This is a genomic window from Actinacidiphila glaucinigra (assembly GCF_035918135.1).
In the GTDB taxonomy this organism is placed as follows: Bacteria; Actinomycetota; Actinomycetes; order Streptomycetales; family Streptomycetaceae; genus Actinacidiphila; species Actinacidiphila glaucinigra.
The window spans coordinates 6,893,712-6,919,677 of record NZ_CP109144.1 but is presented as its reverse complement, the minus strand read 5'-3'; the positions used below and the strand labels follow the sequence as shown (position 1 = coordinate 6,919,677).

Here is a 25,966-nt window from a genome sequence, read left to right as displayed (position 1 = left end):
CCGATCATGACCACCCTGCAGCGCGTCCCGGCTCTCGGGACGCATCCGACCGCCGGCCGCAACCCGGGCCGCGCCGAGACCCGGGAACTGCTGAGCCGCGCCACCTACGACCTGCTGGTCGTCGGCGGCGGCATCCTGGGCACCTCCGTGGCATGGCACGCCGCGCAGTCGGGGCTGCGGGTCGCGATGGTGGACGCCGGCGACTTCGCCGGCGCCACCAGCTCCGCCTCCTCCAAGCTCGTGCACGGCGGCCTGCGCTACCTGCAGACCGGCGCGGTCAAGCTGGTGGCGGAGAACCACATGGAACGGCGGGTCCTGGCCAGGGACGTGGCTCCGCACCTGGTCAACCCGCTCACCTTCCACCTGCCGGTCTACCGGGGAGGGCCGGTCGGGGCCGCCAGGCTCGGGGCGGGCGTCTTCGCCTACTCGGCGCTGTCCGCCTTCGGCGACGGGGTCGGCAGGGTCATCTCCCCGGCCAGGGCGGCGGCCGCCAACCCCGCCCTGCGCACGGAGAACCTCAAGGCCGTCGCCGTCTACTACGACCACCAGATGAACGACTCGCGGATGGCGGTCATGACGGTGCGCGCCGCCGTCGAGGCGGGTGCCGTCGTCCTCAACCACGCCGAGGTCACCGGCCTGCGCTTCACGCACGGCCGGGTCACCGGCGCCGACCTGAAGGACCGCCTGGACGGCACCGAGTTCGGCGTCGACGCGCGGCTGGTGCTCAACGCGACCGGCCCGTGGGTCGACCACCTGCGGCGGATGGAGGACAAGGGCGCCGCTCCCAGCATCCGGCTCTCCAAGGGCGCCCACGTCGTCCTGAAGCGCAAGGCGCCGTGGCGGGCCGCCATGGCCACCCCGATCGACAAGTACCGCATCACCTTCGCCCTGCCCTGGGAGGACCAGCTCCTGCTGGGCACCACCGACGAGGAGTACACCGGCGACCCGGCCGACGTGCGGGCCACCGAGGCCGACATCAGCCAGATCCTGGACGAGGCCGCCCATTCGGTGCGGGACGAGCACCTGTCCCGCGACCTGATCACCTACGCCTTCGCGGGCCTGCGGGTACTGCCCGGCGGCCCCGGCGGCGTGGAGAAGGCCAAGCGCGAGACCGTCGTCAGCGAGGGCAGCGGCGGCATGCTGTCGGTGGCGGGCGGCAAGTGGACGACGTACCGGCACATCGGCCGCACCGTGACGGCCAAGCTCGCCAAGCTGCCCGGCGGTCCGCTCACCGAGGACATGGAACCGCTGGACCGCCTGCCCAGGCGGGTGCCGCTGCCGGGCGTCGCCAACCCCAACGCGGTCGCCCACCGGCTGCTGGTGGACCGCGAGCCGGGTCAGCGCCTCGACCCGCTGACGGCCCGCCATCTGGCCACCCACTACGGCGCGCTGTCCTTCGACATCGCCCGGCTGGCCAACGAGGACCCCGCGCTCGGCGAGCGGATCCACCCGGACGGCCCGGAGATCTGGGCCCAGGTCGTGTACGCCCGCGACCACGAGTGGGCGCAGACGGCGGACGACGTGCTGCGTCGCCGCACCACCCTGACGGTGCGCGGCCTGGACACCGCCGACGTCCGGGAGCGGGTCGAGTCGCTGCTGGCCGGCCGGCGCGACTGACACCCCCGACCCGTGGGCCCGGGCGTCCGGGGTGAGCGGAAGGACCTCCCCGCTCACCCCGGACGCCCGGGCCGCCGCGTTTCCGGCGGGGCGTAGGCGGCCGCCAGATCCTGGGCTTCGGCGTACGAGGGCAGGCCCGCCGGGAGCGGTGCGCCCTCCAGGGCGCGGCAGGCGGTGTCCACGGCGGCGTGGAGCGCGGCGCGGAAGAGCAGCGAGCCGGTACTGACGCGGCTCACCCCGAGGGCGGCGAGGCGGGACAGCCCCGGGCCGCCCGGCGGGAGCAGGACGTTGAGCGGGGCACCGAGGCCGTCGGCGAGCGCGGCGATGGCGCCCTCGTCGGCCAGGCCGGGCACGAAGATCCCGTCGGCGCCGGCCGCGAGGTAGGCGGCGGCGCGGCGGCGGGTCTCCTCCGCCCGCTCCTCCGTCCGCTCCTCCACCGGGTCGTCCTCGGCGGTGCCCAGCCAGTGGGTGTCGGTGCGGGCGTTGACGAAGAGCCCGGGAGCGGTGCGCTTCATCGCTGTGATCAGCTCGCACTGCAGGGCGGGGTCGGCCAGGCCCGCTCCCCCGGGGCGGCCGTCCTCGATGTTGACGCCGGCGACGCCCAGCCGTTCGAGATCGGCGGCGAGTTCGGCGACGTCCTCGGGCGTCGGGCCGAAGCCGCCCTCGATGTCGACGCTGACCAGCACGGGCAGCCGGACGAGGTCGCGGGCGAGCCACAGGGTCGTCTCCCGGGTGGCGCCGGCCGCGTCCGGCAGGCCCGCCGCGGCGGCCACGCCCAGGCTGGTGGTGCCGATCGCGGGGAAGCCGCGGGCGGCGAGGGCGGCCGCGGAGGCGCGGTCCCAGGCATTGGGCAGGAAGAGCGGGCGGCCGGCCCGGTGGAGGGCGCGGAAGGCCTCGAAGCGGTTCATGCGGTGGGTGCCTCCAAGGCGTCGGGCGCGATGCCCAGATGGGTGTGGAGGGCCGTACGGCCCCGCGCGGTGAGCTTCAGGGCCCGGCCGCTGCCGATGCGTACGCACCAGCCCGACGCGAGGGCGTGTCCGCACAGCGCGGCCCCGGCGACACCCGCGAGGTGCGGGCGGCGCTCCGTCCAGTCCAGGCAGGGCCGGGCGAGCGGACGGCGGCCGGTGCGTGCGGCGGCCAGGTCGACACCGAGCCCGGCGAACCACTCCATGCCCCCGTCGGTGAGGGCGAAGCCGGTGCTCTGATCGAGCAGTCCGCGCCGGGTCAGGGCGTCGGTGACGAGGATGCCCAGGCGTCCCGCGAGGTGGTCGTAGCAGGTCCGGGCGCGGGCCATGGCGCTTCCGGCGCCCGCCTGGGCGAGGGTGCGGGGCGCGGCGGGCGGTGGCCCGGCGTGCGCGGCGAGGTCCTCGACGAGCTGCGCGGTACGGGCGTCGGCGAGGCGTACGTAGCGGTGCCGGCCCTGGCGTTCCTCGGCGAGCAGCCCGCCCGTGACCAGCCGGCCGAGGTGCTCGCTGGCGGTCGAGGGCGCCACTCCCGCGTGCCGGGCCAGCTCCCCCGCGGTCCAGGCCCGGCCGTCGAGCAGCGCCAGGCACATCGCCGCCCGTGTCTCGTCCGCGAGGAGTGCCGCGAGGGCGGCGAGGGCACGTCCCGCGTGGTCGTCTCGCACCATGTCCCCAGGATGCGCCCCGGACGTTTCGGCGCGCGCCGAAGTGTCGCGGGCGACCCTGCCGCCGCCCGCGGCTTGACAGGACGTCAGCCGAGACCCCACCCTTTCACCACTTGCTTAGTGAAAGGGTGTTTAGCGCATGGTCGAGTTCCGCATCGACCGCCGCAGCGGTGTCGCCACGTACCTCCAGATCGTCCAGCAGACCAAACAGGCCCTGCGGCTGGGGCTCCTGGAGCCCGGCGACCGGCTGCCGACGGCCCGCGAGGTCGTCGAGGCGACCGCCGTCAACCCCAACACCGTGCTCAAGGCGTACCGCGAACTGGAGCGCGAGGGCCTGGTGGAGGCGCGCCGCGGCCTGGGCACCTTCGTCCAGAGGTCGCTGGGCGCCGGCCCGGCCGACTCGCCGCTCGCGGGCGAACTGACCGACTGGATGCGCCGGGCGCGCACCGCGGGGCTCGACCGCGAGGACGCCGCGGCGTTGTTCCAATCCGTGCTGGACCAGGAGTTCTCCGAGGGAGAGAGATGAACCAGGAAGCGGCCGCCGTCGAGGCGGCCGGCACCGGCTGGCTCCTTCGCGCCCTGTGGCTGAGCGCCGGGGACGAACGGTACGACCCCGCCTGCGCTCCGCGCTGCATCGACCCGGAACTCTTCGACGCCTACGTTCCCCTCCACCTGCAGGGTCGCGCGATGGCGCTGCTTCCCCTCGCGGTCGCGGTGTTCGCCGGTGGCGCCCTTGTCGGCCGGGAACTGGAGCGGGGGACCGCCGCGCTCGCGTGGGTCCAGTCGGTCACCCCCACGCGCTGGCTCGCCGCCAAGCTCGCCGTACCGGCCCTGCTCCTGACCGGCGGCACGACCGGCCTGACGCTGCTCTTCCGCCGGGTGTGGAGCACGGGCCACCCCGAGGACCGCCCCGGCTGGTACGAGAACGACATCTTCCTCTCCACCGGCCCGGCCCTGGTCGCGCACGTGCTGCTCGCCCTGGTTCTGGGCGCCCTGGCCGGGATGCTGATGCGGCGCACGCTCAGCGGACTGGGCCTGGCCTTCTTCGGCACCTCCCTCGTGCTCGTCACGGCGGGGCTCTACCGCTCCGCGCTGTGGCCGAGGGTCAGGACCGGGCTCGCGCACGTCGGTGCCACGGACTGGGCAAAGGAACGCGTGGCCAAGCCCGCGGACGGCGTGGGGTTCGGCGATGCCGAGGCGCTGGTCCACCCCGCCTCGCACTACTGGCCGCTGCAGCTCGTCGGGACCGGCATCGTGCTGGCCCTCGCCGCCCTCGCCTGCTGGGCCGCCTTCGCGCTGCTCCGCCGCCGGACGGCCTGAGCCGGGGCCATAGGGTGATCCGCACAGCATCGTCCCGCCCGGCCCGGAGGCCCGATGACCACGGATCACCTGCCCATCTCCCGCATCCCGCGCACCGGGCTGCCCGCGCACGCGGTCGTCGTGGGCGATCCGGCGCGCTCGGCGGAGGTCGCCGCCCTGCTCACGGACCCACGTGAGGTGTCGCACCACCGCGAGTACCGCACCTTCACCGGTGCCTGGAAGGGCACCCCCGTCGTGGTGTCCTCGCACGGGGTCGGCGGGCCGGGCGCCATGTGCCTGTTCCAGGAGCTGGCGGAGGCCGGCGTCGGCACGATCCTGCGCCTCGGCACGGCCGGCGCCATCCGCGCCGGCATAGGCGACGGCGACCTGGTGATCGCCGAGGCCGCGGTGCGGGACGACGGCGTGACGCAGCAGCTGCTGCCGCCGGAGTACCCGGCGTTCGCCGCGCCGGAGGCGGTGCTGGCGCTGCAGCGGGCGGCGCGGGCGGCGGGGGCGCCGCACCACCGGGGCGTGGTGTGGACGCGTGCGGCCTTCCAGCCGGGCTTCCTGCCGCTGCCCGGCGCGGCGTACGCGGCGGCCGGGATCGCCGCGATCGAGATGGAGCTGTCGGCGCTGCTGGTGCTGGCCTCGACGCGCGGCCTGGTGGCCGGCGGGGCGCTCGTCGTCGACGGCGCCAACGCCGACGACCTGGTCGACGTGGAGGCCACCGGCGGCTACGACCCGCACCGGGCGGTGGTCGCCGAGGGGGTCGCCCGCGGCAGCCGGGTAACGTTGGACGCCTTGCATCTGCTGGCCACCGAGTACGGAAGCGACGAGAAGTGAGCGCTCAGGACGCCGATCTGCTGGTGCACGGCGGCGATGTGCTGACCGTCGACGCGGCGGGCACCGTCGTCACCGACGGCGCGGTCGCCGTACGCGACGGCGAGATCATCGCCGTCGGCCCTGCGGAGGAGGTGCGCGCGGCCCACCGCGCCGCCGAGGAGATCGACGCCTCGGGGTGCCTGGTGCTCCCCGGGCTGGTCAACACCCACACCCATCTGGCGATGACCCTGCTGCGGGGCTGCGCCGACGACGTCGACCTGCAGGAGTTCCTGGCCCGGGTGATCCCCCGCGAGGCCGAGCTGCTCTCGCCCCGGGCGGTGGCCGCGGGCGTGCGGGTCGCCGTGGCGGAGAGCGTACGGGCCGGGGTCACCACGGGCCTGGACATGTACTGGTTCCACGAGGCCGCCGAGGAGGCCGCGCGGGCGGCGGGCTGGCGGCTGCTGGCCGGTCCGACCTTCATGGACGTGCCCGGGCCGCCGGACGGCCGCCCGTACGGCGACCGCATGGCCTGGGCCGCGGCCGACCTGGCCGCGCGCACCGCCCCCGTGCCGGGCACCCGTCCGGTGGTCTTCGCGCACAGCGCCTACACCCTCGACCCCGAGCAGCTCGTCGCGATCACCTCGCTCGCCCGCGAGCACGGCGCGCTGCTGCACGTCCACGCGGCGGAGAACGCGGCCGAGGTCGCGATGGTGGTCGAGGCGCACGGCAAGCGGCCGGTCGAGCTGCTGGACTCGCTCGGCGTCCTCGGGCCCGACGTGCTGCTGGCGCACGCCGTGGACCTGACCGACGGCGAGATAGCCGCCCTGGCCAGGACCGGCACGTCCGTCGCGCACTGCCCGGTCTCCAACCTCAAGCTGGGCTGCGGCATCGCCCGCGTGCCCGAGCTGCTGGCCGCGGGCGTCACCGTCGGCCTCGGTACGGACGGCGTGGTGAGCTCCAACACCCTCGACGTCCTGGGCGCGGTGCGGGCCGCCGCGCTGGTACACAAGGCCGCCGGCGACCCGACCGCCGTCGGCGCGGAACAGGCAGTGCGGATGGCGACGATCGAGGCCGCCCGAGCGCTGGGCCTCGCCGACCAGCTGGGCTCCCTGGAGCCGGGCAAGCGCGCCGACCTGGCCGTCCTGGACCTCGGCGGGCCGCACCTCGCGCCGCGCCACGACCCCTGGTCGATGCTGGCGTACGCGGCCGCGGCGGCGGACGTACGGGACACCGTCGTCGACGGCCGGGTCCTGATGCGCGACCGGGTGCTGCTGACCCTCGACGAACCGGCCGCCCTGCGCGAGCTGGAGGCACTGGAGCGGGAGCATCCCGCATGACCTCCGCCGTCGAACCCACCCGCGGCTTCACCGGGCGCAGCCGTGCCGCCGACCGCGACCCGCGGCTGCCTCCCGGCCAGTACGACGCCCGCGACACATGGCCGGTCCTGTCCGCCGAGGTCACGCCCACGATCACCACCGGGGACTGGACGTTCCGGGTGGACGGCCTGGTGGACGGCCCGCGCACCTGGGACTGGGACGCGGCGCACGCGCTGCCCGGCTCCGGGTACCGGGGCGACATCCACTGCGTGACCGGCTGGTCCAAGTTCGGCGTGCGCTTCGACGGGGTGTCGGTCGACGCCTTCCTCGAGGCCGCGCGCCCCTCCCCCGCCGCCACGCACGTCGTCGCCTGGTCCCACACCGGCTACGCCGCCAACCTGCCGCTCGCGGACGTCACCGGCGGCCGCGCCTGGATCGTCTGGGAGTACGACGGCGCGCCGCTCGCGCCCGAGCACGGCGGCCCGGCCCGGCTGATCGTCCCGCACCTGTACTTCTGGAAGAGCACCAAGTGGATCGCGGGGCTGCGCCTGCTCGACCACGACGAGTCCGGCTTCTGGGAGCAGAACGGCTACCACCACCGGGGCAACCCCTGGCAGGAGCAGCGCTACGCCCATGACTGACCTCGTCGCCCCCGCGCCCGCCCCGGCGTTCGTCCCGCCGGCCCGGTTCGCCGTCCCCGGCCGGATCGCCGTGCCCGAGGCCGCGTCCTCGGTCTGGCGGCGCGCGGTGATCACGGCGATCCGCCGGGAGACCCCGCGCGCCGCCACCTTCCGGCTCGCGGTGCCCGGCTGGGCGGGCCATCTGCCCGGCCAGTACCTGACGCTGCGCCTCACCGCCCCCGACGGCTACACGGCGCAGCGCAACTACTCGGTCGCCACCGCCCCCGACGCCTCCGGCCACATCGAGCTGACCCTCGACCACGTGGCCGGCGGCGAGGTCTCCGGACACCTGCACACCGTCGCCCGGCCGGGTGACGCCGTCGAGGTCCGCGGCCCGCACAGCGGCTTCTTCGCCTGGACCGGGGACCACCCGGCGCTGCTGCTGGGCGCCGGATCGGGCGTCGTCCCGCTGATGTCGATGGTGCGCCACCACCGGCTGCGCGGTCTGGACGTGCCACTGCGGCTGATCGTCTCGGCCCGCACCCGCGAGGACCTGATCTACGCCGCCGAGTACGGCCCGGAGACGAGCGTGCTGCTCACCCGCGCCGAGGGCCGCCTCACCGCCGCCCATCTGGCCCCGCTGCTGGCCGATCCGCCACCGGGCGGCTGGGAGGCGTACGTGTGCGGCGGCAACGGTTTCGCCGAGCACGCCTCGCGCCTGCTGGCGGCGGCCGGGCAGCCGCCGGACCGGATCCGGATCGAGCGATTCGGCTGATCAGCGAGGTTCGGGTATTCTCCTCTTTACCTGATCTTCCGGGGCACCGCTCCGGGGGACCTCACCGGGACGTGGCGCAGCTTGGTAGCGCACTTGACTGGGGGTCAAGGGGTCGCAGGTTCAAATCCTGTCGTCCCGACGGTGATTTCACAGGTCACAGGCCGTGTCCGCAGCAGCGGGCACGGCCTTTGCGTGCCCGGCGTGCCCGGCGTGCCCAGGGCCATCACCGGAGCTGGTTCGTGGTGCCGTTGCGGTGCCACACGTGGGTGTGGCTGCCGTTGCCGATGCCGCGGTCGGCCGCGTCGAGCGAGCCGCCGTCGAACCCGTTCTGCCACCCGTAGGCGTGGTGCCTCCGTCTTCCGCTCGCCGGTCTCCGCGGGTGCCGGCGGGTGCGCATCGCCCCGCCCTCGTCCCGTGCCGGCCCGGCGGCGGGATCCCTTTCCCGCGGAAGGTCACCGGCCCCGGGCGGTGCGGGCATAATGGCCCGATACATCGGATGTCCGGGGAGGCAAGGGGCTCATGGCGGTCACCGACGAGGCGATCGAGAAGATCAAGGAGATGATCGTCTCCGGCGCGCTGCGCCCCGGCGACCGGCTCCCCAAGGAGAGCGAACTCGCCGCGGATCTCGGGCTGTCGCGCAATTCCCTGCGCGAGGCGGTCCGCGCGCTGTCCCTGATCAGGATCCTGGACGTACGCCAGGGCGACGGCACCTATGTCACCAGCCTGGACCCGCAGTTGCTGCTGGAGGCGCTGAGCTTCGTGGTGGACTTCCACCGCGACGACACCGTCCTGGAGTTCCTCGCGGTGCGCCGCATCCTGGAGCCCGCGGCCACGGCGATGGCGGCCGCCCGCATCGCCGAGTCCCAGCTGGAGGCCCTGACCGAGCAGCTGGAGGCGCTGGGGACGTCGCCGTCGGTGGAGGAACTGGTCGCGTGCGACCTGGAGTTCCACCGGGGCATCGTGCAGGCCTCGGGCAACTCGGTGCTGTGCTCGCTGCTGGACGGGCTGTCCGGGCCGACCACGCGGGCGCGGATCTGGCGCGGGCTGACGCAGGAGGACGCGGTGAGCCGCACCCTGCACGAGCACCGGGCCATCCTGGCGGCCCTGCGCGACCGGGACGCCGAGGCCGCGCGGTCCTGGGCGACGGTGCACATCGCCAGCGTGGAGCAGTGGCTGCGCTCCACGCTCTGAGACCCGGCGGGTCCCCGCCGGATCCCGACGGCGGGCGAACCGCGCCGTGCCCGGGTGCGTCCGGTCCTTCGTAAGAGTGATCGAAAAGAGGGATCGGATGAATCCACGCTTCAGGCTGCGCCTGCGCCGCCCCTCGGCCCGTACGCTGCGCCGCGGCGCACTGCTGGTCGTACTCGCCGTCCTCCTCCCGGTGCTCGCCGCCGGGGTCGCCCTGCGCCTGGAGTACACAGGCGACGCCTCCGGCGCCGGCGGCAACCGCGACCGGAACGCGGTGTGGCTGGGGCACGCCTGGATCGACGGGGAGCGCGACGGGGCCGACCTCCAGGCGCTGGCCCGGGAGTTGCGCGGCAGCGGCACCCGGGACCTGTACGTGCACACCGGGCCCCTGGAGTTCGACGGCAGCCTCGACGCCGGCCTGTACCCGGGCGCGCAGGACATGATCGACCGGATGCACACGGTGCTGCCGGGGGTCCGCGTCCAGGCGTGGCTCGGCCAGGTCCTGTCGCACGACGGTTCCGAGGGCCTGCACCTGGACGATCCGGCGACCCGCGCCCGGGTACGGGACAGCGCCGCCCAGGTCCTGGCGGCCGGGTTCGACGGGGTGCACCTGGACCTGGAGCCGATGTACTCCGACGACCGCGGCTTCCTCGCGCTGCTGGACTCGGTGCACCGGCTCACCGCCGCCCGCGGCCTGCCGCTGTCGGTCGCGACCCACCAGATCGACCCGCTGCCCTCCCTGCACTCGGTGAGCGGCCCGCTGTTCAACCACCCCAAGTGGTGGTCCCAGCGCTACTTCGGGGAGGTGGCCCGGCGCGTGGACCAGGTCGCGATGATGACCTACGACACCGCCCTGCCCCTGGAGGGCCTGTACGGCGGCTACGTGGCCCAGCAGACCGCGCTCGCCCTGGAGGTGACGCCGCCGGATACCGACCTGCTCGTCGGGCTGCCCGGGTACCACACGAACAATCTCGGCCGCCATGCCTGGGCGGAGACCGTCACTGCCGCCGTGCGCGGCGCCCGGCTCGGCCTCGCCCGCGAGGCGCCCTCCCGCGAGCGCTTCGGTCTCGCGCTGTACGTCGACTTCGCCGCGACCCCGGCCGACTGGGCCGCGTACCGCTCGGCGTGGAGCGGTGGCTGACCGGACGCGTACCTCCGATGACTCTGGGGATCATCCCCCTACGAAGGCGGCGGCACCTGTCTCGCGAAGCCGTAGGCTGGTGCAGCACGCGAAGGAACGGCAGCCGGCGGGGGTGGCACCATCCCCCTTCCGGCCGGAAGGAGGCGCTGGGTGATCGAGCTCGAGGGGGTTCCCGAGCTGATCGACCCGGTCATGGTGGCCGCGTTCGAGGGCTGGAACGACGCCGGGGACGCCGCCTCCGCCGCGGTCGGGCATCTGGACCGGGAGTTCAAGGGCGAGGTGTTCGCCGCGCTGGACGCCGAGGACTACTACGACTTCCAGGTGAACCGCCCCACGGTCTGGATGGACGGCGGATCACGGCGGATCACCTGGCCCACCACGCGGTTGTCCGTCATCCGCATCGAGACCCCCAAGCCACGTGACCTCGTCCTCGTACGGGGTATCGAGCCCAGCATGCGCTGGCGCTCGTTCTGCAACGAGATCCTGGGCTTCGCCCATGAGCTCGGCATCGAGATGGTGGTGGTGATGGGCGCCCTCCTGGGCGACACCCCGCACACCCGTCCGGTGCCGGTCACGGCCGTCACCTCCGACCCGGACCTGGCGACCGCGCTCAGCCTGGAGGAGTCCCGCTACGAGGGCCCCACCGGTATCGTCGGCATCCTCCAGGAAGCCTGCACCCATGCCGGCATCCCGGCGGTCAGCCTGTGGGCGGCCGTGCCGCACTACGTGTCGCAGCCGCCGAACCCGAAGGCGACCCTGGCGCTGCTCAACCGTCTGGAGGACCTGCTGGACCTGCGCATCCCGCTCGGCGAGCTGCCGGAGGACGCGCGTGCCTGGCAGGTCGGCGTGGACCAGCTCGCGGCCGAGGACAGCGAGGTCGCGGAGTACGTCCAGACGCTGGAGGAGGCCCGCGACACGGCGGAGCTTCCGGAGGCCTCGGGCGAGGCCATCGCCCGCGAGTTCGAGCGCTATCTGCGGCGCCGCGACCCGCAGGCGGGCGAGTCCGACGCGGGCCCCTACCTGCGGGACATGTCGCAGAAGCCCAAGGACGACCGGGACGACAAGGAGGACGGCGCCGACGGGGAGTGACCCGCGCGACGCCGCCCCGAAGAATTGGACAAACCGAAGAAGCCGGAGAAACCTGCAGAACGGCCCGGCCGCCGCCCCGCACAGGGGGCGGCGGCCGGGCCGTTCCACGGGAGGGTCAGAGGGCGACGCCGAGCAGCGCGTCCACGGCGCGGGAGACCAGGCCGGGGGCGCCGGTGTCCGTACCGCCCTCGGTCGCCTGCCGGGCGGCCCAGCGGTCCACGGCGGTGAGCGCGGCGGGGGCGTCCAGGTCGTCGGCGAGCGCCTCGCGGATCTCCTCCACCAGCGCCTCGGCCGACGGGCCGTCGGGACGCGAGACGGCGGCGCGCCAGCGGGCCAGCCGCTCCACCGCGTCGGCGAGCACCGCGTCGGTCCACTCCCAGTCCTCGCGGTAGTGGTGGGCGAGCAGGCTGAGCCGTATGGCCGCCGCGTCCACCCCGTCGCGGCGCAGCTGGGAGACGAAGACGAGGTTGCCCTTGGACTTGGACATCTTCTCGCCGTGCAGCGCGACCATGCCGGCGTGCACATAGGCCTTCGCCATGGGGAACTCGCCGGTGAGCACCTGGGCGTGCGAGGCGCCCATCTCGTGGTGCGGGAAGGCGAGGTCGGAGCCGCCGCCCTGCACGTCGAAGCCCATGCCGAGGTGGTCCAGGGCGATGGCGACGCACTCGATGTGCCAGCCGGGGCGGCCCCGGCCCAGGCTGCCGCCGTCCCAGCTGGGCTCCCCCTCGCGGGCGGCGAGCCACAGGACCGGGTCGACGGGGTTCTTCTTGCCCGGGCGGTCCGGGTCGCCGCCGCGCTCGGCCGACAGCGCGCGCATCGCGGCCGCGTCCAGGTGGGAGACGCTGCCGAAGTGCGGGTCGGAGTCGACGTGGAAGTAGATGTCGCCGTCCAGTTCGTACGCGGCGCCGGCCTGGCGCAGCCGCTCGACCAGCGGGACGATCCCCGGGATGGCCTCGACCGCGCCGATGTAGTGGGCGGGCGGCAGCATCCGCAGGGCGGTCATGTCCTCGCGGAACAGCGTCGTCTCGCGCTCGGCGAGGGCCGTCCAGTCCTCACCGGTCTTGTCGGCGCGCTCCAGCAGCGGGTCGTCGACGTCGGTGACGTTCTGGACGTACTGGACCTGGCGCTTCGTGTCGAGCCACACCCGCTGCACGAGGTCGAACGCGTTGTAGGTGGCCGCGTGACCCATGTGGGTGGCGTCGTAGGGGGTGATCCCGCACACGTAGATGCGGGCGACCGGACCGGGGCTCAGGGTTACCGGGCCACCGGTCGCGGTGTCGTGGAGGCGGAGGTCGCGCCCGGTGCCCGGGAGGGCAGGGACGTCGGAAGCGGGCCAGGCATGCATGTCATGAGATTAACCGCCCGCGTGATCCACAAACGACCGGTGGGTTCACTCGCGACGACGGGCCCGGACCTTCAGATGGGCGGCCAGGGGATGGCGGGCCACTCCCCCGAGGGCTCCGGGTGACGTCCGGAGGCCAGCATCTCGGCGACACGGGTCCGGAGCGCGTCCAGCTCGGCAGGCGTGATGAGTTCCGCCAGCCGGGCGCCGAGGCCTCCGTCGGCGAGCTCCGCGGAAAGCTTGCCGAGGACCTCGGCGGTCTCGTCGGTGAGCGGTTCGCCGGCCCAGCCCCACAGGAGGGTGCGCAGCTTGTTCTCCGTGTTGAAGGTCACGCCGTGGTCGATCGCGTACAGCTGCCCGTCGGCGGCCGGCAGCAGGTGGCCGCCCTTGCGGTCGGCGTTGTTGATCACGGCGTCCAGGACGGCCAGCCGGCGCAGCCGGTCGTCGTCGGCGTGCACCAGCAGCGCGGTGCGGCCCTCGCCGACCTCGGCGAAGCCGACCGCCTTCCAGCCCTCTCCGGGTTCCTCGCCCTCGACGAGGGCGAGGAGGCCTTCGCCGCCCTCCTCCGGGGTCTCGATCCACAGCTGCACCATGCCCTCGCCGTACGGCCCGTCCCGCAGCACGGTCGGTGGCACCAGGCCCCAGCCGGTGGCCTCGGAGACCAGGTAGGCGGCGACCTCGCGCTGGGCGAGCGTCCCGTCGGGGAAGTCCCACAGCGGCCGCTCGCCGGCCACCGGCTTGTACACGCAGTGGGCGCGCACGCCGTCGTGCTCGACCGCGCAGTAGAGGACCGCGTTGGAGGCGTCCCGCAGCCGCCCGCGCACGGTCAGTTCACCGTGCGCCAGCAGCTCGGCGGCTATGTCCCCGTTCAGGCCGTCGCCGACCGCCGGTACCCGTTCTGACGCGGGCATACGTGTCCTTCCGGATCCAGGGGCAGGCTGCACAGCGGGCAGGGCGGGCGGCCGGCCGCGACGACGTCGAGGGCGCGCTTGGCGAAGGAGCGGGCCTGGGCGCCGGTCAGGCGCACCCGCAGCAGCGGGGGTCCGTTCTCGTCGTCCTGCAGGAGCATCTCCTCGGCCGCCTCGAGGTCCTCCTCGTCCTCCGCCTCGATCTCGACCAGCGCCTGGGCCTCCAGGATCATCCGTTCCTCGGCGCCGTCCCAGGCCAGGGCCATGGTGCCGACCCGGAACTCCTCGTCGACGGGGACCTCGAGCGGCTTGTTGTCGAGCAGCTCCGTGGGGGCCACGGCGGGCACGGGGGCGGCGCCGCCGGTGCGGCGCACGACCTCGTCCAGCAGCTCGTCGATGCGCTCGGCGAGTGCCTCGACCTGGGTCTTCTCCAGCGCGACACTGGTCGTCCGGCCGGCGGCGCTCGCCTGCAGGAAGAAGGTGCGTTGGCCCGGTTGGCCCACGGTGCCGGCGACGAAGCGTTCGGGCTTGTCGTAGAGGAACACCTGACGAGGCACGTCCTGCTCCGTTAGTTCGGTGTCTTCGGGGTTCGGTCCACCCTACTGCGGAAGCTGATCACGGTGCGCCCGCACCGCCCCCGACCTCCGCGTCGCCCGGGGCCGCGGTGGGCCGCTCCCTCGGACGCAGGCTTTCCAGGCTGCCGGTGTCGCCGAGCCGGAGCAGGAAGGGCCGCTCCGGGGTGTAGCGGATCGCGGTGACCGAGCAGGGGTCGACGGCGATGCGCTGGAAGAGGTCGAGGTGCATGCCGAGGGCGTCGGCGACGACGGACTTGATGATGTCGCCGTGGGAGCACACCACGTAGAGGGCGTCGGGTCCGTGGCTCTCCTCGATGCGGGCGTTCCACTCGCGCACCGCGTCGACGGCGCGGGCCTGCATCGCGCGCACCGACTCGCCCCCCTCGCCGGGGAAGACGGCGGCCGAGGGGTAGCGCTGGACGACGCCCCACAGCGGCTCGTCGGCCAGCTCGGCGATCTTGCGGCCGCTCCAGTCGCCGTAGGCGCACTCGGAGATCCGCTCCTCGACGTGGAGCGGCACGTCGGGCAGTGCGTCCAGCAGCGGCTGCACGGTCTCACGGCACCGCTGCAGGGGGCTGGTGACGACGGCCGCGGGCGGCAGTCCCGCCAACCGGGCCGCAAGCGCGGCGGCCTGGTCACGTCCGGTCTCGTCGAGGGCGACTCCGGGGAGCCGTCCGGCCAGCACTTTCTCCGCGTTGGCGGTGGACCGGCCGTGCCGGACCAGGATCACGGTGGGCATGACCGCAACCATACGACCACCGGTTGTCCGGTGTGGCGCCGACGTAACGCGGAAGAAGACAGGTGTGATCGTCGACTGCGCCATTTACCGCGACGGGGAGCGCACTGCAGCCCCCGACGACCTCTCCGACGCGCTCGAGGCGGCACGGTCGACGGAGGGGGGTTTCGTGTGGATCGGCCTGTACGAGCCGACGGAGAAGGAGTTCGACCTCGTCAGCCGCGAGTTCGGGCTGCACCCGCTGGCCGTGGAGGACGCGCTCTGCGCCCACCAGCGGCCCAAGCTGGAGGTGTACGAGGGCTCGCTGTTCCTGGTGCTCAAGCCGGTCTCGTACGACGACGAGCAGGACACGGTCACCGCGGGCGAGCTGATGATCTTCGTCGGGGAGGGCTTCGTCGTCACCGTGCGCCATGGCGAGGCGATCGCCCCGGGTGAGATCCGCCACCGCCTGGAGGCGGAGCACGAGGTCCTCAAGCATGGGCCGACCGCGGTGATGTACGCCATCAGCGACACCGTGGTGGACGACTACATGGTGGTCGCGGCCGATCTCCAGGCCGACCTGGAGGACCTGGAGACGGAGGTCTTCGCCCCGGAGGGCCGCAGGTCCGTCGCGCGCCGGGGCGCCGAGAGCACGGCGAGCCGGATCTACGGGTTCAAGCGCCAGCTGCTGGAGTTCCGGCGGGCGACCGCGCCGCTGATGCAGCCGATGATCCGGCTCTCGACGGGCACGGTGCCGCATGTGGCGGCCGGCACACAGCCCTTCTTCCGCGATGTGGCCGACCACCTGACCCGGGCCAACGAGCAGGTGGACAGCCTCGACCGGCTGCTCAGCGATGTGCTGAGCTCCCATCTGACCCAGGTGGGGGTGCGGCAGAACGACGACATGCGCAAGATCTCGTCGTGGGCCGCCATGGCGGCGGTGCCCACCATGATCGCGGGCATCTACGGCATGAACTTCCGCTACATGCCCGAACTCCACCAGGTGTGGGGCTATCCCGCGGTCCTGGCGGTCATCGCCGTGTCCGAGATCCTGCTGTACCGGATGTTCAAACGGCACGGCTGGCTCTGAGCGGCCTCCCGGCCCCGCGCGGGACGCGGGCGCGGGGCCGGGAGGCCGCTCAGACCGCCGGTTCCGCCGCGGGTTCGGGACCACCGAGGGCGTCGCGGCGCTGGGGCATGACGAGCCTGACCATCCGCCGCCAGCCGCCCAGGCGTTCGTACGCGTGGACTCCGTGGATGCCGGCCCGCAGCACCGCGGCCTTCGCCCCGGACCAGCCGAGGATCCGGCCCATGTGGTCCATGACGGCGAGGCTGACGTCGCGGTAGATGCGGATCTCGGCGCGGGCGCACTCGCGAAGGACGCGCTCGATGGCGGCGCCGTGCCCGGCCTCGGCGAACCTCAGCAGTTCCTCGTGGCAGTAGGCGAGGTGGTTGTCCTCGTCGGCGGAGATCATGCGGACCGCCCTGCCGATGTCGGCGTGGCCGGCGAAGTGCCTCGTGAGCAGGGCCATCTGCTCGGAGGCACGCTGTTCGGTGACCCGGCTGTGGGCGAGGTAGGTGACGACGTCCGGCACGGTCAGGGGCTCGTCGCGGCGCAGCTTGTCGTGGGCGAGGCCGATGCCGCCGCGCTCGAGGAGCATGGTGTAGTCGGTGTCCGGGGGGACCGGGACGGGTTCGAGGCCGCGCTTGCGCATCAGGGCGTGGAAGATCCGGCCGTGCTTGTCCTCGTCGGCGCCGTGCCGGGCGATCTTGGGGGCCAGTTCACGCTGGGACTCGGGGACCAGCGCGGCGATCCTGCCGTTCTCCCAGCCGCCCTGCGACTCACCGCTGGCGGCGATCGAGCAGAACAGGCGGAAGGAGTCGTCGTTGTCGAGGATCTCCTGGAACAGACTCCGGGCGGAGAGCATGACGTAACCTCCTGCGCGAATCGGGCATACGCAAAAGACGAGTCAAGTCGCCCGCAAAGCATGCGGCAACAGGCCCGGGCGTCAACTCGGCCGAACGGATGAGGGCCGTACGGGAGCGGAGACGTAACCCCTGGGGCTTCCGGGCGTTGTGTTTGGTGACGGCCGTGGCGGGGAAGACCCCCGAGCCCCCACCACGGCCGCGGAAACCGAGGGGCCCCGCCGCCGGCCGAAGTGCCCGTGATTTCATAGCCCCTCGGAGGGGTTACGACCAAGACATGTTCAGCAAGGCGACGCGCAGCCGGACGACGGCACGCCCCGGAGGCCCGGCGGGATCGGACTGGGCCCCTTACCCACGCCTTGACGACGCGGCACGCGCCTACTTCCTGCACGCCGACGTGGCCCTCGAGGCGATCGACGGCGTCCTGGGCCGGCGGCGGGTCCGCGGTTTCACCCTCGAACGCGTCGTCGACCTGACGGAGGCCGGCACCTCGGTGTGGCAGGAGGCCGCGGTCTGCGACGGGCGGCGGCTCGTCCTGTGGCACAGCGAGGAGGTCGCGGACGAGGACGCCCCGGGCGGGCGGGTGGTGGACTCCTCCGTGCAGGTGCTGCCCCTGGAGGCGATCGGCCACGTCGGCATGCGCACCCTGGTGGGCCGCGACGAGCAGGGCCGGCGGATCGACCGCGGGGTGTACGTGGTGCTGGCCACCGCCATGCCGCACGAAATGAGCGCGGTGCGCGGGGACGCCGACGGCACGGTCGCCTCCGCCCGCTTCCGCCCGGAGTCCTTCCGCTTCAGCAAGTCCCTCGACGACGGCGGGGCCGGCCAGATAGCGCGCCTGATCGCCTTCGGGCGGATGATGGGGCGCCTGGTCCCGGGCTGAGCCGGGACCGGCACCGAAGGCCCGCCGCCGCCGCGGCGGTCCGGCTACTGCGCGAGTCCGGCACGCTCCAGCGCCTCGACGCCCGCACGCAGCGCGGCGACCCGCTCGTCCAGGGTGAACCCGGCCGGGGCCAGGGTCAGCGTGGTGACACCTGCCGTCGCGTAGGCCTGCATCCGGTCGGCGATCCGCTCCACGGAGCCCAGCAGGGTGGTGGAGTCGATGAGTTCGCGCGGGATCGCGGCGGCGGCGCCGTCCTTGTCGCCGGACAGGTACTTGTCCTGGATCTCGGCGGCCTCCTTCTCGTACCCCATGCGCTGCGCGAGCCGGTTGTAGAAGTTCTGGCTGCGGCTGCCCATGCCGCCGACGTACAGGGCGGTGTAGGGACGGAAGATGTCGGCCAGCGCGTCGATGTCCTCGCCGACCGCGAGCGGCACCGTCGGGCAGACGTCGAAGCCGTCCATGGTCTTCCCGGCCTTCTCGCGGCCCGCCCGGATGTGGCGGATCGCGGTGTCCTCCAAGTGGGCGGCGGAGGGGAAGATCAGCAGCGCGCCGTCGGCGATCTCGCCGGTCTGCTCCAGGTTCTTCGGGCCGATCGCGGCGATGTACAGCGGGATGTGCTCGCGCACCGGGTGCACCGTCAGCTTCAGCGCCTTGCCGGGGCCGCCGGGCAGCGGCAGCGTCCAGTGCTCGCCCTCGTGGCTCAGCCGCTCCCGGGACATCGCCTTGCGGACGATCTCGACGTACTCGCGCGTACGGGCCAGCGGCTTGTCGAATGTGACGCCGTACCAGCCCTCGGAGACCTGCGGGCCGGAGACGCCCAGGCCGAGCCGGAAGCGGCCGCCGGACAGGGAGTCGAGGGTGGCGGCGGTCATCGCCGTCATCGCGGGGGTACGGGCCGGGATCTGGAAGATGGCCGAACCGACGTCGATGCGCTCGGTCTGCGCGGCCACCCAGGACAGCACGGTGGGCGCGTCCGAGCCGTAGGCCTCGGCCGCCCAGCACACGGAGTAGCCGAGGCGGTCCGCCTCCTGCGCCACGGCGAGGTTGTCGGCGTCCATCCCGGCGCCCCAGTAGCCGAGGTTGATCCCGAGCCGCATGGCGATCCCCTTACCGATGAGTAACGTCCTTGTTCCCCGGACCCTATCGCTCCGGGCGCGCGCCGGCGCCTGTCGGGTACGTCACTCCTGCCCAAAGCTCCCGGACGACCAGTAATCTCACCCCTCATGGAGCAAAGGCACCTCGGCCGTACGGGACTGCGCGTGTCCAGGCTCGGGCTCGGCACGCTGACCTGGGGGCGCGACACCGGCGAACTCGACGCCGCCGACCAGCTCAAGGCCTTCTGGGAGGCCGGGGGCACGCTCGTGGACACCGCCGACGTGTACGGGGACGGCGGCGCCGAGTACCTCCTCGGCCGGCTGGTGGAGGACCTGGTGCCGCGCTCGGACCTGGTGATCGCCACCAAGGCCGGCAGCGTCCCCGACCCCTACCGCCGCTTCGACGCCTCGCGCGGCCATCTGCTGACCGCCCTGGACGCCTCCCTGCAGCGGCTCGGCACGGACTACGTCGACCTGTGGCAGGTGCACGCGTACGACACGACCACCCCGCTGGACGAGACGCTGCAGGCCCTCGACCTCGCCGTCAGCTCCGGCCGGGCCCGCTACGTCGGGGTGTCCAACTTCTGCGGCTGGCAGCTGGCCAAGGCCGCCACCTGGCAGCAGGCCGTGCCGGCGCGCACGCCGCTGGCCAGCACGCAGATGGAGTACTCGCTGCTCCAGCGCGGCATCGAGCGCGAGGTGCTGCCCGCCGCGCTGGACCTGGGGGTGGGACTGCTGCCCTCCTCGCCGCTGGGCCGCGGGGTGCTGACCGGCAAGTACCGGCACGGGACCCCCCAGGACTCCCGCGGCGGCTCCGAGGACATGGCGCCCTTCGTCGCCCCCTACCTCGACGAGACGGCCCGGCTCATCGTGGACGCGCTGGCCATAGCGGCCGACGGGCTGGCCGCCAGCCCGCTGCAGGTGGCGCTCGCCTGGGTGCGGGACCGCCCCGGCGTCACCGCGCCGATCGTCGGGGCGCGCAACGCCCGGCAGCTCGCTGCGGCACTGTCAGTGGAGACCCTTAGTCTTCCGGATGAGATCTGCCAGGCGCTGGACGACGTCTCTGCGCCGGTGCACCGCTATCCGGACCACGACTGGAGCACGCTGTGATCGGGCCCCGACCGTAGTCCGCCGTACAACGGAGGCCACCGTGACCGAGGACCGCGAAGACCGCGACCGCGAGGACCGCGCCGAGCCGGAGGAGACCGCCGGCGAGGAGACCGCGGCCCCCCGGCGGCCCCGGCCGTCGACCGAGGGCGTCGGTTCGCAGCTCCCCGCCGAACTCACGGACCTGGCCGCGGCGGTGCGGGCCATCGAGCGCGGGGAGCGCCCCGCGGTGCCCGCGAAGAGCGCCGGGCCCGCGCGTCCCGCGGTGTCGCGGCCCGCGGCCGCCCCCTCCCCCGCCCCGGCGCCGGCCGCCGTGGCGCGGCCCGCGCTGCCCGCGCAGCTCAGCGGTGACGCCGTGGCGGCCGCGCGGACGGTGCTCGCGGCGGGCGGGGCTCCGGAGAGCCTGGCCGAGGCCGCCGTGGCGGCGCTGGGCGAGCGGGCCGGGGAGGCGCTGCGCGAGGATCCGTGGCAGATCCTGGCGCTCGCCGGGATCCGGGTGGAGCAGGCCGACGGCTTCGCCAAGACGCTGCTCGGCGGCGAGGGCGGCCCCGGCGACGAGCGGCGCGTGCGCGCGCTGGTCGTCTGGCTTCTGGAGCGGGCGGCCGAGCGGGGCCACACCGCGCTCGAGTGGGGCACGCTCGGCGCGGCGCTCGGGCAGAACGGGGTCGCCGACGCCGAGGAGACCCTGAAGGCCGCCGTCGCCGACGGCCTGGTGCTGGTCTTCCATGTCCCGGACGAGAGCGCCGGCGCCCGTGCGGCGGCCGACGACGAGGACGAGGAGGCCCCGGTGCGGCTGCTCCTCGGCCTGGACCGCTACGCGCTGGCCGAGGAGAGCCTCGCGGACGGCCTGAGCAGGCTCCTCAACACCTTCGACGCGGACGGCTCGCAGGACTGGGAAGGCGCGGCCGGCGCGGCCCCGTCCCCCTCCGCCGCGGCGCTGGTCCGCGCGGCCGCCGGGAGCGGGCTGGTCGCCCACATGGGCGCGGAGGCGGCCCGGACGGAACCGGCGGCGCTCGTTGCGGCCGCCCGCTCCCTGGGACTGCGGGCCTGGGCCGTTACGGCCACCGAGGACGGCAGGCGGCGGCTGGCCGGTGCCGTGGACGCGGAGGCGACCGCCACCCTCGCCGGGCTGCTCTCGGGCCACGAGGGCCCCGGGCGGGACGAGGACGGCGCCCTGGCGCTGGATCTGCTGGCGGTGCTGGACGCGCCGCAGCTCGACGTGGAGACGGCCGCGACCCTGGTCGAGTCCGTGCCCGACGGGGCGCGCCTGGTGCTCTCCGGCGACCCGGCGGTGCTGTGGTCCCCCGGGCCCGGCCGGGTCTTCGCCGACCTGCTGGCGGCGAAGGTGTGCCCGCAGGTCGCCTCGCGCACGCCCGACCCCGGCCCGGTCGGCGAGCTGGTCTCCGGGATCGGCTTCGGCGAGCTGGCCGAGGTCGACGCCCCCGGGAAGGAGGTCGTGATCGTCCCGGTGCGGGACGCCGGCGAGGCCGTGCACCGCACGGTCCAGCTCGTCGCGGACTCCGTCCCCCGGGTCATCGGTGTGCCCCCGGAGCACACCCAGGTGATCACCCCGGGCCACGGCGGCGCCGCCGGCACCCGGGCGCTCAACGCCGCGCTCAAGGAGCGTCTCAACCCCGGGCCCGGCCGCTTCGGCGGCTTCGACCCGGGTGACCGGATCGTGCACGCCCCGGCCGCCGGGACGGCCGTGCCGGGCACCGTCGTCTCCGCCGACGCGCAGGGGCTGCGGCTCGACTGCGGGGGCACGCCCGTGGTGGTCGCGCCCGACGCCGTGCCCGCCGAGGTACGGCACGGCTGGGCCGTCACGGCGCACCAGGCGGCGGGCCGCCGCTGGCCGGCCGCGGTCGTGGTCCTGCCGGGGGACGCCGCACAGGCCCTGACCCGCGCCTGGGTCTACACCGCGTTCAGCCGCGGGGAGCGCCATCTGTCCGTGGTGCAGGGCGTCGAGCAGGCGCTGCCCCGGGTCGTGGCGGAGGTCCCCGCCCGGGACCGGACGACCCGCCTGCGCGACATCCTGCGCGAGCAGGCTGCCGCCGCCGCGGCGGAGTGATCCACGGCGCGGGCCCGGGGCTGCTCCCCCGGCCCGCGGCGAAGCGGCGCCGGCGCCGGATCAGGCCAGCCGGTCCAGCTCGTCCGCGTCGGCCTCTTCGTCGTAGACCGCGCTGACGTCGAAGCGGCAGAGCAGATGCCGCGGGTCCGCCTGGTCGAAGGGCGCGGAGAGCCACTCGCCCGGCTCGGCGGGCCCCGCCGCGGTGACCCAGAGCGTGGAGTCGCCCTCCTCCAGACCGAACTCCTTGTGGCGCTCGGCGATCTCGTCGGGCTCGTACTCCCCGAAGAGGGCACCCACCGCCGCGCCGACGTCGCCGCCTTCGGCCGCGGCGGAGTCGGAGATCCGTTCCGCCTGGCGGCGCAGCCGCTGCGGGTCGGCCACCGTGTAGTCCCGGCGGATCAGGACGCTGATCGCGCCCGGTTCCTCGGGCCCGGAGTACTCGGGGAGGGTGTCCCCGAGTGGCACCTCGAACGGCGTGACCTCGTCATAGGTGTCGTAGAGCAGCTCGTCGTAGGCCTCGGCAGCCGAGGCGAGAGCTTCGAAGGCCCCGTAGACCGCGGGATCGTCCTCCCCGGTGCGGTTCTCGATCGCGTCCAGGTGGCGGTCCAGCGCGGCTTTGACCGCCTCGACGGCGGCTCGTACCTCGGCAACGGTGGGCTGCGCGGCATCAGACATGCAGAAGACGCTATCCGTACCGAGGCGTTCCCCGCACAATAGATGCGATGCCTGAATACGAATTCAGAGATGTGTACGTGCCTCGGGGAGTCTCCCGCAAGGAGGCCCAACGCCTGCTGACCGACCACGCCGAGTACGGTCACTGGGAGCTCGACCGGCTCCGCCTCTACCCGGACGGCAGCCGCCGGGTACGGCTGCGCCGCCGGATCATCCGGCAGATACGCGCCACCTGGTGAGATCGCCCTGTACGCGGAACGGGGCCCCGCGAAACGCGGGGCCCCGCTCGAAGGGGTGAGACCGTGACGCTCAGTTCTTGACCGCGCGGGCGCGGCGGAAGAGCACCGCACCGCCCAGCAGAAGACCGGCGCTGGTCAGCAGACCCGTGGCGATGTCACCGGCACCCGTGCGGGCCAGGGACGGACCGCCGCCGTGGCCCATGGACTGCGGCTGGTTGCCACCGCCGCCGCCACCGCCACCGCCGCCACCGCCACCGCCGCCCTTGCCGCCACCGTTGTTCTCCTTGCCCGGCTTGTGGCGGTTGCCGTGGTGCTCGGGCTTGTGGTGGTGACCCTTGCCCCCGTGGTGGTAGCCACCACCGGTGTTGGCGCAGGTGTTGCCCGCCGCCGGGTTCAGGATCCCGATGACGTCGATGGTGTTGCCGCAGACGTTGACCGGGATGTTGATCGGCGCCTGGATCACGTTGCCGGACAGAACGCCCGGGGAGCCGACCGCCGCGGCACGCGCCGAGGCGCCGCCACCGCTGTGGCCGTAGCCGTCGTCGCCGTAGCCCTTGCCGCCGCCCTTGCCGCCGCCGTAGCCCTTGCTGCCGCCCTGGCCGTAGCCCTTGCCGCCGCCGTAGCCACCCTTGCCGCCGGACTTGCCGCCGTAGCCGCCGGACTTGCCGCCGTAGCCGCCGCTCTCCTTCTTCCCGTAGCCCTTGCCCTGGCCGTAGCCGTGGCCCTTGCCTTGGTCGATGGAGCCGTTGACGCAGGTGTTGCCCGCCGCCGGGTTGAGGAGCCCGACAACGTTGACGGTGTTACCGCAGGCGTTGATCGGAATGTTCACCGGCGCCTGGATGGTGTTGCCGGACAGAACGCCCGGTGAACCGGCGGCGACCCCGGACGCGTGGGAGTCCGCGTAGGCCATGCCGCCGGTGACGGCGAGCACGCCGCCTGTCGCGACTGCCGTGAGCAGCCCCTTTTTCGCGACTTGTCGCATTGAATGTCCCTGCCTCTTGCTTTTTCCGATACGGAAACCGGCGGACTGTCGCCCGCCGGGGGAATGAATGACCCCCCGGGGCCGGATGACCGGTGTCCCACCCCTAGCCGGTGCGGCGGCCCCGGAACGCGGAGATGGCGCATCCGGGACCGCCGGGATCAGGCCTGCAGCAGTGCGGCCCGCCGCGGCGTCAGTTGTTGAAGCAGGCGTTGCCCAGGGCCGGGTTCAGCAGCCCCACGATGTTGATCGTGTTGCCGCACAGGTTGACCGGGATGTTGACGGGCACCTGGATCACATTGCCGGAGAGGACCCCCGGGGAACCGACAGCGGCGGCCTGAGCGCCGGAGTCGGCGACGGCCACGCCGGCACCCGCAGCCACGAGCCCTCCGGTGACAGCGGCAGCAGCGACGACCTTCTTGATCATTTTTCCTCCTTGTTGGCAAAACGGCCCCAACCTCGGACCGCACACGAACCAACGAGCAGGGAGAAGGCGCGCTACTGCCGCCGGGATTCATTCACTCTTTTCGGCTAAGCGGCAAGAAATGTCGATGATGCGAGCGTCGTTTCAGCAGTTCGCGAGAAAACGGTCGAGAACGCGCACGCCGAACTTCAGTCCGTCGACCGGTACGCGCTCGTCCACGCCGTGGAACATCCCCGCGAAATCGAGTTCCGGGGGCAGTTGCAGCGGAGCGAATCCGAAGCAGCGGATCCCCAGGTCGTCGAAGGACTTGGCGTCGGTCCCGCCCGACAGGCAGTACGGCACGGCCCGGGCGATCGGGTCCTCGGCCTTCAGCGCCGCCTGCATGGCCTCGACCAGGGCACCGTCGAAGCTGGTCTCCAGCGCCTTGTCGGAGTGCACGTCCTCGCGCTTGACCCGGGGGCCGAGGATCCGGTCGAGGTCGGCCAGGAACTCCTCCTCGTGCCCGGGCAGGAAGCGCCCGTCGACGTGCGCCGTGGCCTGGCCGGGGATGACGTTCACCTTGTAGCCGGCGCCCAGCATCGTGGGGGCGGCGGTGTTGCGCAGCGTGGCCCCGATGATCTTCGCGATGCCGCCCAGCTTGGCCAGCGTCACCTCCATGTCCTCCGGGTCGAGCTCGGTACCGAGGGCGTCGCCCAGTTCGTCCAGGAAACCGCGGACGGACTTGGTCACCCGCACCGGGAACTCGTACCGGCCGAGCCGGCCGACCGCCTCGCAGAGCTCTGTGATGGCGTTGTCGGTGTTGGTCATGGAGCCGTGGCCGGCGGTGCCGTCCACGGTCAGCCGCATCCAGTGCATGCCCTTCTGGGCGGTCTCGATCAGGTACAGGCGGACGTCCTCGTTGACGGTGAAGGAGAAGCCGCCGACCTCGCCGATGGCCTCGGTCACCCCCTCGAAGAGCCCGGGGTGCCGGTCGACCAGGTGCCGCGCCCCGTAGACGCCGCCCGCCTCCTCGTCGGCGAGGAAGGCCAGCACGATGTCGCGGGGCGGACGGCGGCCGCTGCGCAGCATGTCGCGCACGACGGCCAGGGTCATGGCGTCCATGTCCTTCATGTCGACCGCGCCGCGCCCCCACACGCACCCGTCGGCGATCTCGCCGGAGAAGGGGTGGTGGGTCCAGTCGTCCGCGTTCGCGGGGACGACGTCGGTGTGGCCGTGGATCAGCAGGGCCGGACGGGAGGGGTCCTCGCCGGCGATGCGGGCGACGGTGGAGGCCCGCCCCTTGTGCGACTCGAAGATCTGCGGCTCCAGGCCGACCTCGGCGAGCTTCTCCGCCACGTACTCGGCGGCGGCCCGCTCACCCGGCCCGGAGTGGTCGCCGTAGTTGCTGGTGTCGATCCGGATGAGGTCCCGGCAGAGGTCGACGACCTCGTCCTCTCCGGTGGTCGTCAGGGCGGCCGAGCTCGACTCACTCACGCTGTCTCCTTCGTTCGTCGGTCCCGGCCATCCTCCCCCGCGCCCTCCGCGGCCCGCGAGGGCCCCG

General features: G+C 73.6%; 28 protein-coding genes and 1 tRNA gene. 16 read left to right on the top strand and 13 right to left on the bottom strand.

Annotation, left to right across the window (positions count from 1 at the left end; translation table 11 throughout):
* Window positions 1-6 precede the first annotated feature (6 nt).
* On the top strand, window positions 7-1,617 hold the full coding sequence (locus tag OIE69_RS31195) for a glycerol-3-phosphate dehydrogenase/oxidase (protein ID WP_326577460.1): 1,611 nt from the start codon (window positions 7-9) through the stop codon (window positions 1,615-1,617).
* Window positions 1,618-1,670: 53 nt separating this feature from the next.
* Here the strand turns inward: OIE69_RS31195 and OIE69_RS31190 are convergent, their stop codons facing one another.
* Together OIE69_RS31190 and OIE69_RS31185 are read right to left on the bottom strand one after the other, a co-directional pair.
* Entirely contained in the window at window positions 1,671-2,525 is an 855-nt protein-coding gene (locus tag OIE69_RS31190; RefSeq protein ID WP_326577459.1) for an isocitrate lyase/PEP mutase family protein, read from the bottom strand.
* Window positions 2,522-3,247 (bottom strand): ArsR/SmtB family transcription factor, encoded by a 726-nt coding sequence (locus OIE69_RS31185; RefSeq protein WP_326577458.1) that lies wholly within the window; start codon window positions 3,245-3,247, stop codon window positions 2,522-2,524. The genes OIE69_RS31190 and OIE69_RS31185 overlap by 4 nt, the downstream gene beginning before the upstream one ends.
* Window positions 3,248-3,383: 136 nt before the next feature.
* On the opposite strand from OIE69_RS31185, the gene OIE69_RS31180 reads away from it, so the two are divergent.
* From OIE69_RS31180 to OIE69_RS31150, 7 genes are all read left to right on the top strand, one after another.
* Complete coding sequence (locus OIE69_RS31180; RefSeq protein WP_326577456.1) at window positions 3,384-3,770, top strand: GntR family transcriptional regulator; 387 nt, start codon at window positions 3,384-3,386, stop codon at window positions 3,768-3,770.
* Complete coding sequence (locus tag OIE69_RS31175) at window positions 3,767-4,564, top strand: hypothetical protein (protein ID WP_326577454.1); 798 nt, start codon at window positions 3,767-3,769, stop codon at window positions 4,562-4,564. Before OIE69_RS31180 ends, OIE69_RS31175 begins: the two co-directional genes overlap by 4 nt.
* A gap of 54 nt (window positions 4,565-4,618) precedes the next feature.
* Entirely contained in the window at window positions 4,619-5,386 is a 768-nt protein-coding gene (locus tag OIE69_RS31170) for a phosphorylase family protein (protein WP_326577452.1), read from the top strand.
* A complete protein-coding gene (locus OIE69_RS31165; RefSeq protein ID WP_326577450.1) occupies window positions 5,383-6,702 on the top strand; it encodes an amidohydrolase in 1,320 nt (439 codons plus the stop codon). Before OIE69_RS31170 ends, OIE69_RS31165 begins: the two co-directional genes overlap by 4 nt.
* On the top strand, window positions 6,699-7,322 hold the full coding sequence (locus OIE69_RS31160; protein ID WP_326577448.1) for a sulfite oxidase-like oxidoreductase: 624 nt from the start codon (window positions 6,699-6,701) through the stop codon (window positions 7,320-7,322). Before OIE69_RS31165 ends, OIE69_RS31160 begins: the two co-directional genes overlap by 4 nt.
* Window positions 7,315-8,076: a ferredoxin reductase gene (locus tag OIE69_RS31155; protein ID WP_326577447.1), complete on the top strand. Its 762-nt coding sequence runs from the start codon at window positions 7,315-7,317 to the stop codon at window positions 8,074-8,076. The genes OIE69_RS31160 and OIE69_RS31155 overlap by 8 nt, the downstream gene beginning before the upstream one ends.
* 65 nt (window positions 8,077-8,141) lie before the next feature.
* Window positions 8,142-8,215: transfer RNA gene (locus tag OIE69_RS31150), tRNA-Pro, on the top strand.
* 84 nt (window positions 8,216-8,299) lie between these two features.
* Here the strand turns inward: OIE69_RS31150 and OIE69_RS31145 are convergent.
* Window positions 8,300-8,473, bottom strand: a complete 174-nt coding sequence (locus OIE69_RS31145; RefSeq protein WP_326577445.1) for a hypothetical protein — start codon at window positions 8,471-8,473, stop codon at window positions 8,300-8,302.
* A 122-nt stretch (window positions 8,474-8,595) separates the two neighbouring features.
* Here OIE69_RS31145 and OIE69_RS31140 point away from each other — a divergent pair, with 122 nt between their 5' ends.
* The 3 genes from OIE69_RS31140 (at window position 8,596) to OIE69_RS31130 (ending at window position 11,494) form a co-directional block, all read left to right on the top strand.
* A complete protein-coding gene (locus OIE69_RS31140) occupies window positions 8,596-9,267 on the top strand; it encodes a FadR/GntR family transcriptional regulator (RefSeq protein ID WP_326577443.1) in 672 nt (223 codons plus the stop codon).
* A gap of 97 nt (window positions 9,268-9,364) precedes the next feature.
* On the top strand, window positions 9,365-10,405 hold the full coding sequence (locus tag OIE69_RS31135; RefSeq protein WP_326577441.1) for a glycoside hydrolase family 18 protein: 1,041 nt from the start codon (window positions 9,365-9,367) through the stop codon (window positions 10,403-10,405).
* A 150-nt stretch (window positions 10,406-10,555) separates the two neighbouring features.
* Window positions 10,556-11,494 carry a PAC2 family protein gene (locus OIE69_RS31130; RefSeq protein ID WP_326577439.1) on the top strand — a complete coding sequence of 313 codons (939 nt, stop codon included), beginning with the start codon at window positions 10,556-10,558 and terminating at the stop codon, window positions 11,492-11,494.
* 115 nt (window positions 11,495-11,609) lie between these two features.
* Here the strand turns inward: OIE69_RS31130 and mshC are convergent, their stop codons facing one another.
* The 4 genes from mshC to OIE69_RS31110 form a co-directional block, all read right to left on the bottom strand.
* Window positions 11,610-12,839 carry a cysteine--1-D-myo-inosityl 2-amino-2-deoxy-alpha-D-glucopyranoside ligase gene (gene mshC / locus OIE69_RS31125; protein WP_326577437.1) on the bottom strand — a complete coding sequence of 410 codons (1,230 nt, stop codon included), beginning with the start codon at window positions 12,837-12,839 and terminating at the stop codon, window positions 11,610-11,612.
* 71 nt (window positions 12,840-12,910) lie between these two features.
* Window positions 12,911-13,747, bottom strand: a complete 837-nt coding sequence (locus tag OIE69_RS31120) for an SCO1664 family protein (protein WP_326577435.1) — start codon at window positions 13,745-13,747, stop codon at window positions 12,911-12,913.
* A complete protein-coding gene (locus OIE69_RS31115; RefSeq protein WP_078619872.1) occupies window positions 13,705-14,301 on the bottom strand; it encodes a DUF3090 domain-containing protein in 597 nt (198 codons plus the stop codon). Before OIE69_RS31115 ends, OIE69_RS31120 begins: the two co-directional genes overlap by 43 nt.
* 58 nt (window positions 14,302-14,359) lie before the next feature.
* On the bottom strand, window positions 14,360-15,058 hold the full coding sequence (locus tag OIE69_RS31110) for a histidine phosphatase family protein (protein WP_326577433.1): 699 nt from the start codon (window positions 15,056-15,058) through the stop codon (window positions 14,360-14,362).
* Window positions 15,059-15,122: 64 nt separating this feature from the next.
* Between OIE69_RS31110 and corA the strand changes: the two genes are divergently transcribed.
* Window positions 15,123-16,124 (top strand): magnesium/cobalt transporter CorA, encoded by a 1,002-nt coding sequence (gene corA, locus OIE69_RS31105; RefSeq protein WP_326577431.1) that lies wholly within the window; start codon window positions 15,123-15,125, stop codon window positions 16,122-16,124.
* 49 nt (window positions 16,125-16,173) lie between these two features.
* Here corA and OIE69_RS31100 read toward each other — a convergent pair whose 3' ends face one another.
* Window positions 16,174-16,962, bottom strand: a complete 789-nt coding sequence (locus OIE69_RS31100) for a ferritin-like domain-containing protein (protein ID WP_326577429.1) — start codon at window positions 16,960-16,962, stop codon at window positions 16,174-16,176.
* 275 nt (window positions 16,963-17,237) lie between these two features.
* Between OIE69_RS31100 and OIE69_RS31095 the strand changes: the two genes are divergently transcribed.
* Window positions 17,238-17,843 (top strand): hypothetical protein, encoded by a 606-nt coding sequence (locus OIE69_RS31095; RefSeq protein WP_326577427.1) that lies wholly within the window; start codon window positions 17,238-17,240, stop codon window positions 17,841-17,843.
* Window positions 17,844-17,887: 44 nt separating this feature from the next.
* Here the strand turns inward: OIE69_RS31095 and OIE69_RS31090 are convergent, their stop codons facing one another.
* Window positions 17,888-18,940, bottom strand: a complete 1,053-nt coding sequence (locus OIE69_RS31090) for an LLM class F420-dependent oxidoreductase (RefSeq protein ID WP_326577425.1) — start codon at window positions 18,938-18,940, stop codon at window positions 17,888-17,890.
* A 126-nt stretch (window positions 18,941-19,066) separates the two neighbouring features.
* Between OIE69_RS31090 and OIE69_RS31085 the strand changes: the two genes are divergently transcribed.
* The gene (locus tag OIE69_RS31085) at window positions 19,067-20,047 is read left to right on the top strand and encodes an aldo/keto reductase (RefSeq protein ID WP_326577424.1); all 981 of its coding nucleotides are present in this window, start codon (window positions 19,067-19,069) and stop codon (window positions 20,045-20,047) included.
* A gap of 40 nt (window positions 20,048-20,087) precedes the next feature.
* Window positions 20,088-22,112, top strand: coding sequence for a helix-hairpin-helix domain-containing protein (locus tag OIE69_RS31080; RefSeq protein WP_326577423.1), 2,025 nt, complete (start codon window positions 20,088-20,090; stop codon window positions 22,110-22,112).
* A gap of 60 nt (window positions 22,113-22,172) precedes the next feature.
* Here OIE69_RS31080 and OIE69_RS31075 read toward each other — a convergent pair whose 3' ends face one another.
* Window positions 22,173-22,787: a hypothetical protein gene (locus OIE69_RS31075; RefSeq protein ID WP_326577421.1), complete on the bottom strand. Its 615-nt coding sequence runs from the start codon at window positions 22,785-22,787 to the stop codon at window positions 22,173-22,175.
* 47 nt (window positions 22,788-22,834) lie between these two features.
* Between OIE69_RS31075 and OIE69_RS31070 the strand changes: the two genes are divergently transcribed.
* Window positions 22,835-23,023 (top strand): DUF5703 family protein, encoded by a 189-nt coding sequence (locus OIE69_RS31070; RefSeq protein WP_026250995.1) that lies wholly within the window; start codon window positions 22,835-22,837, stop codon window positions 23,021-23,023.
* Between the two features lie 70 nt (window positions 23,024-23,093).
* On the opposite strand, the gene OIE69_RS31065 is transcribed toward OIE69_RS31070, so the two are convergent.
* The 3 genes from OIE69_RS31065 to OIE69_RS31055 form a co-directional block, all read right to left on the bottom strand.
* Window positions 23,094-24,005 (bottom strand): chaplin, encoded by a 912-nt coding sequence (locus tag OIE69_RS31065; protein ID WP_326577419.1) that lies wholly within the window; start codon window positions 24,003-24,005, stop codon window positions 23,094-23,096.
* 190 nt (window positions 24,006-24,195) lie between these two features.
* Window positions 24,196-24,429, bottom strand: a complete 234-nt coding sequence (locus OIE69_RS31060; protein WP_018559022.1) for a chaplin — start codon at window positions 24,427-24,429, stop codon at window positions 24,196-24,198.
* A 141-nt stretch (window positions 24,430-24,570) separates the two neighbouring features.
* Window positions 24,571-25,899, bottom strand: a complete 1,329-nt coding sequence (locus OIE69_RS31055; protein WP_326577417.1) for a M20/M25/M40 family metallo-hydrolase — start codon at window positions 25,897-25,899, stop codon at window positions 24,571-24,573.
* Window positions 25,900-25,966 lie beyond the last annotated feature (67 nt).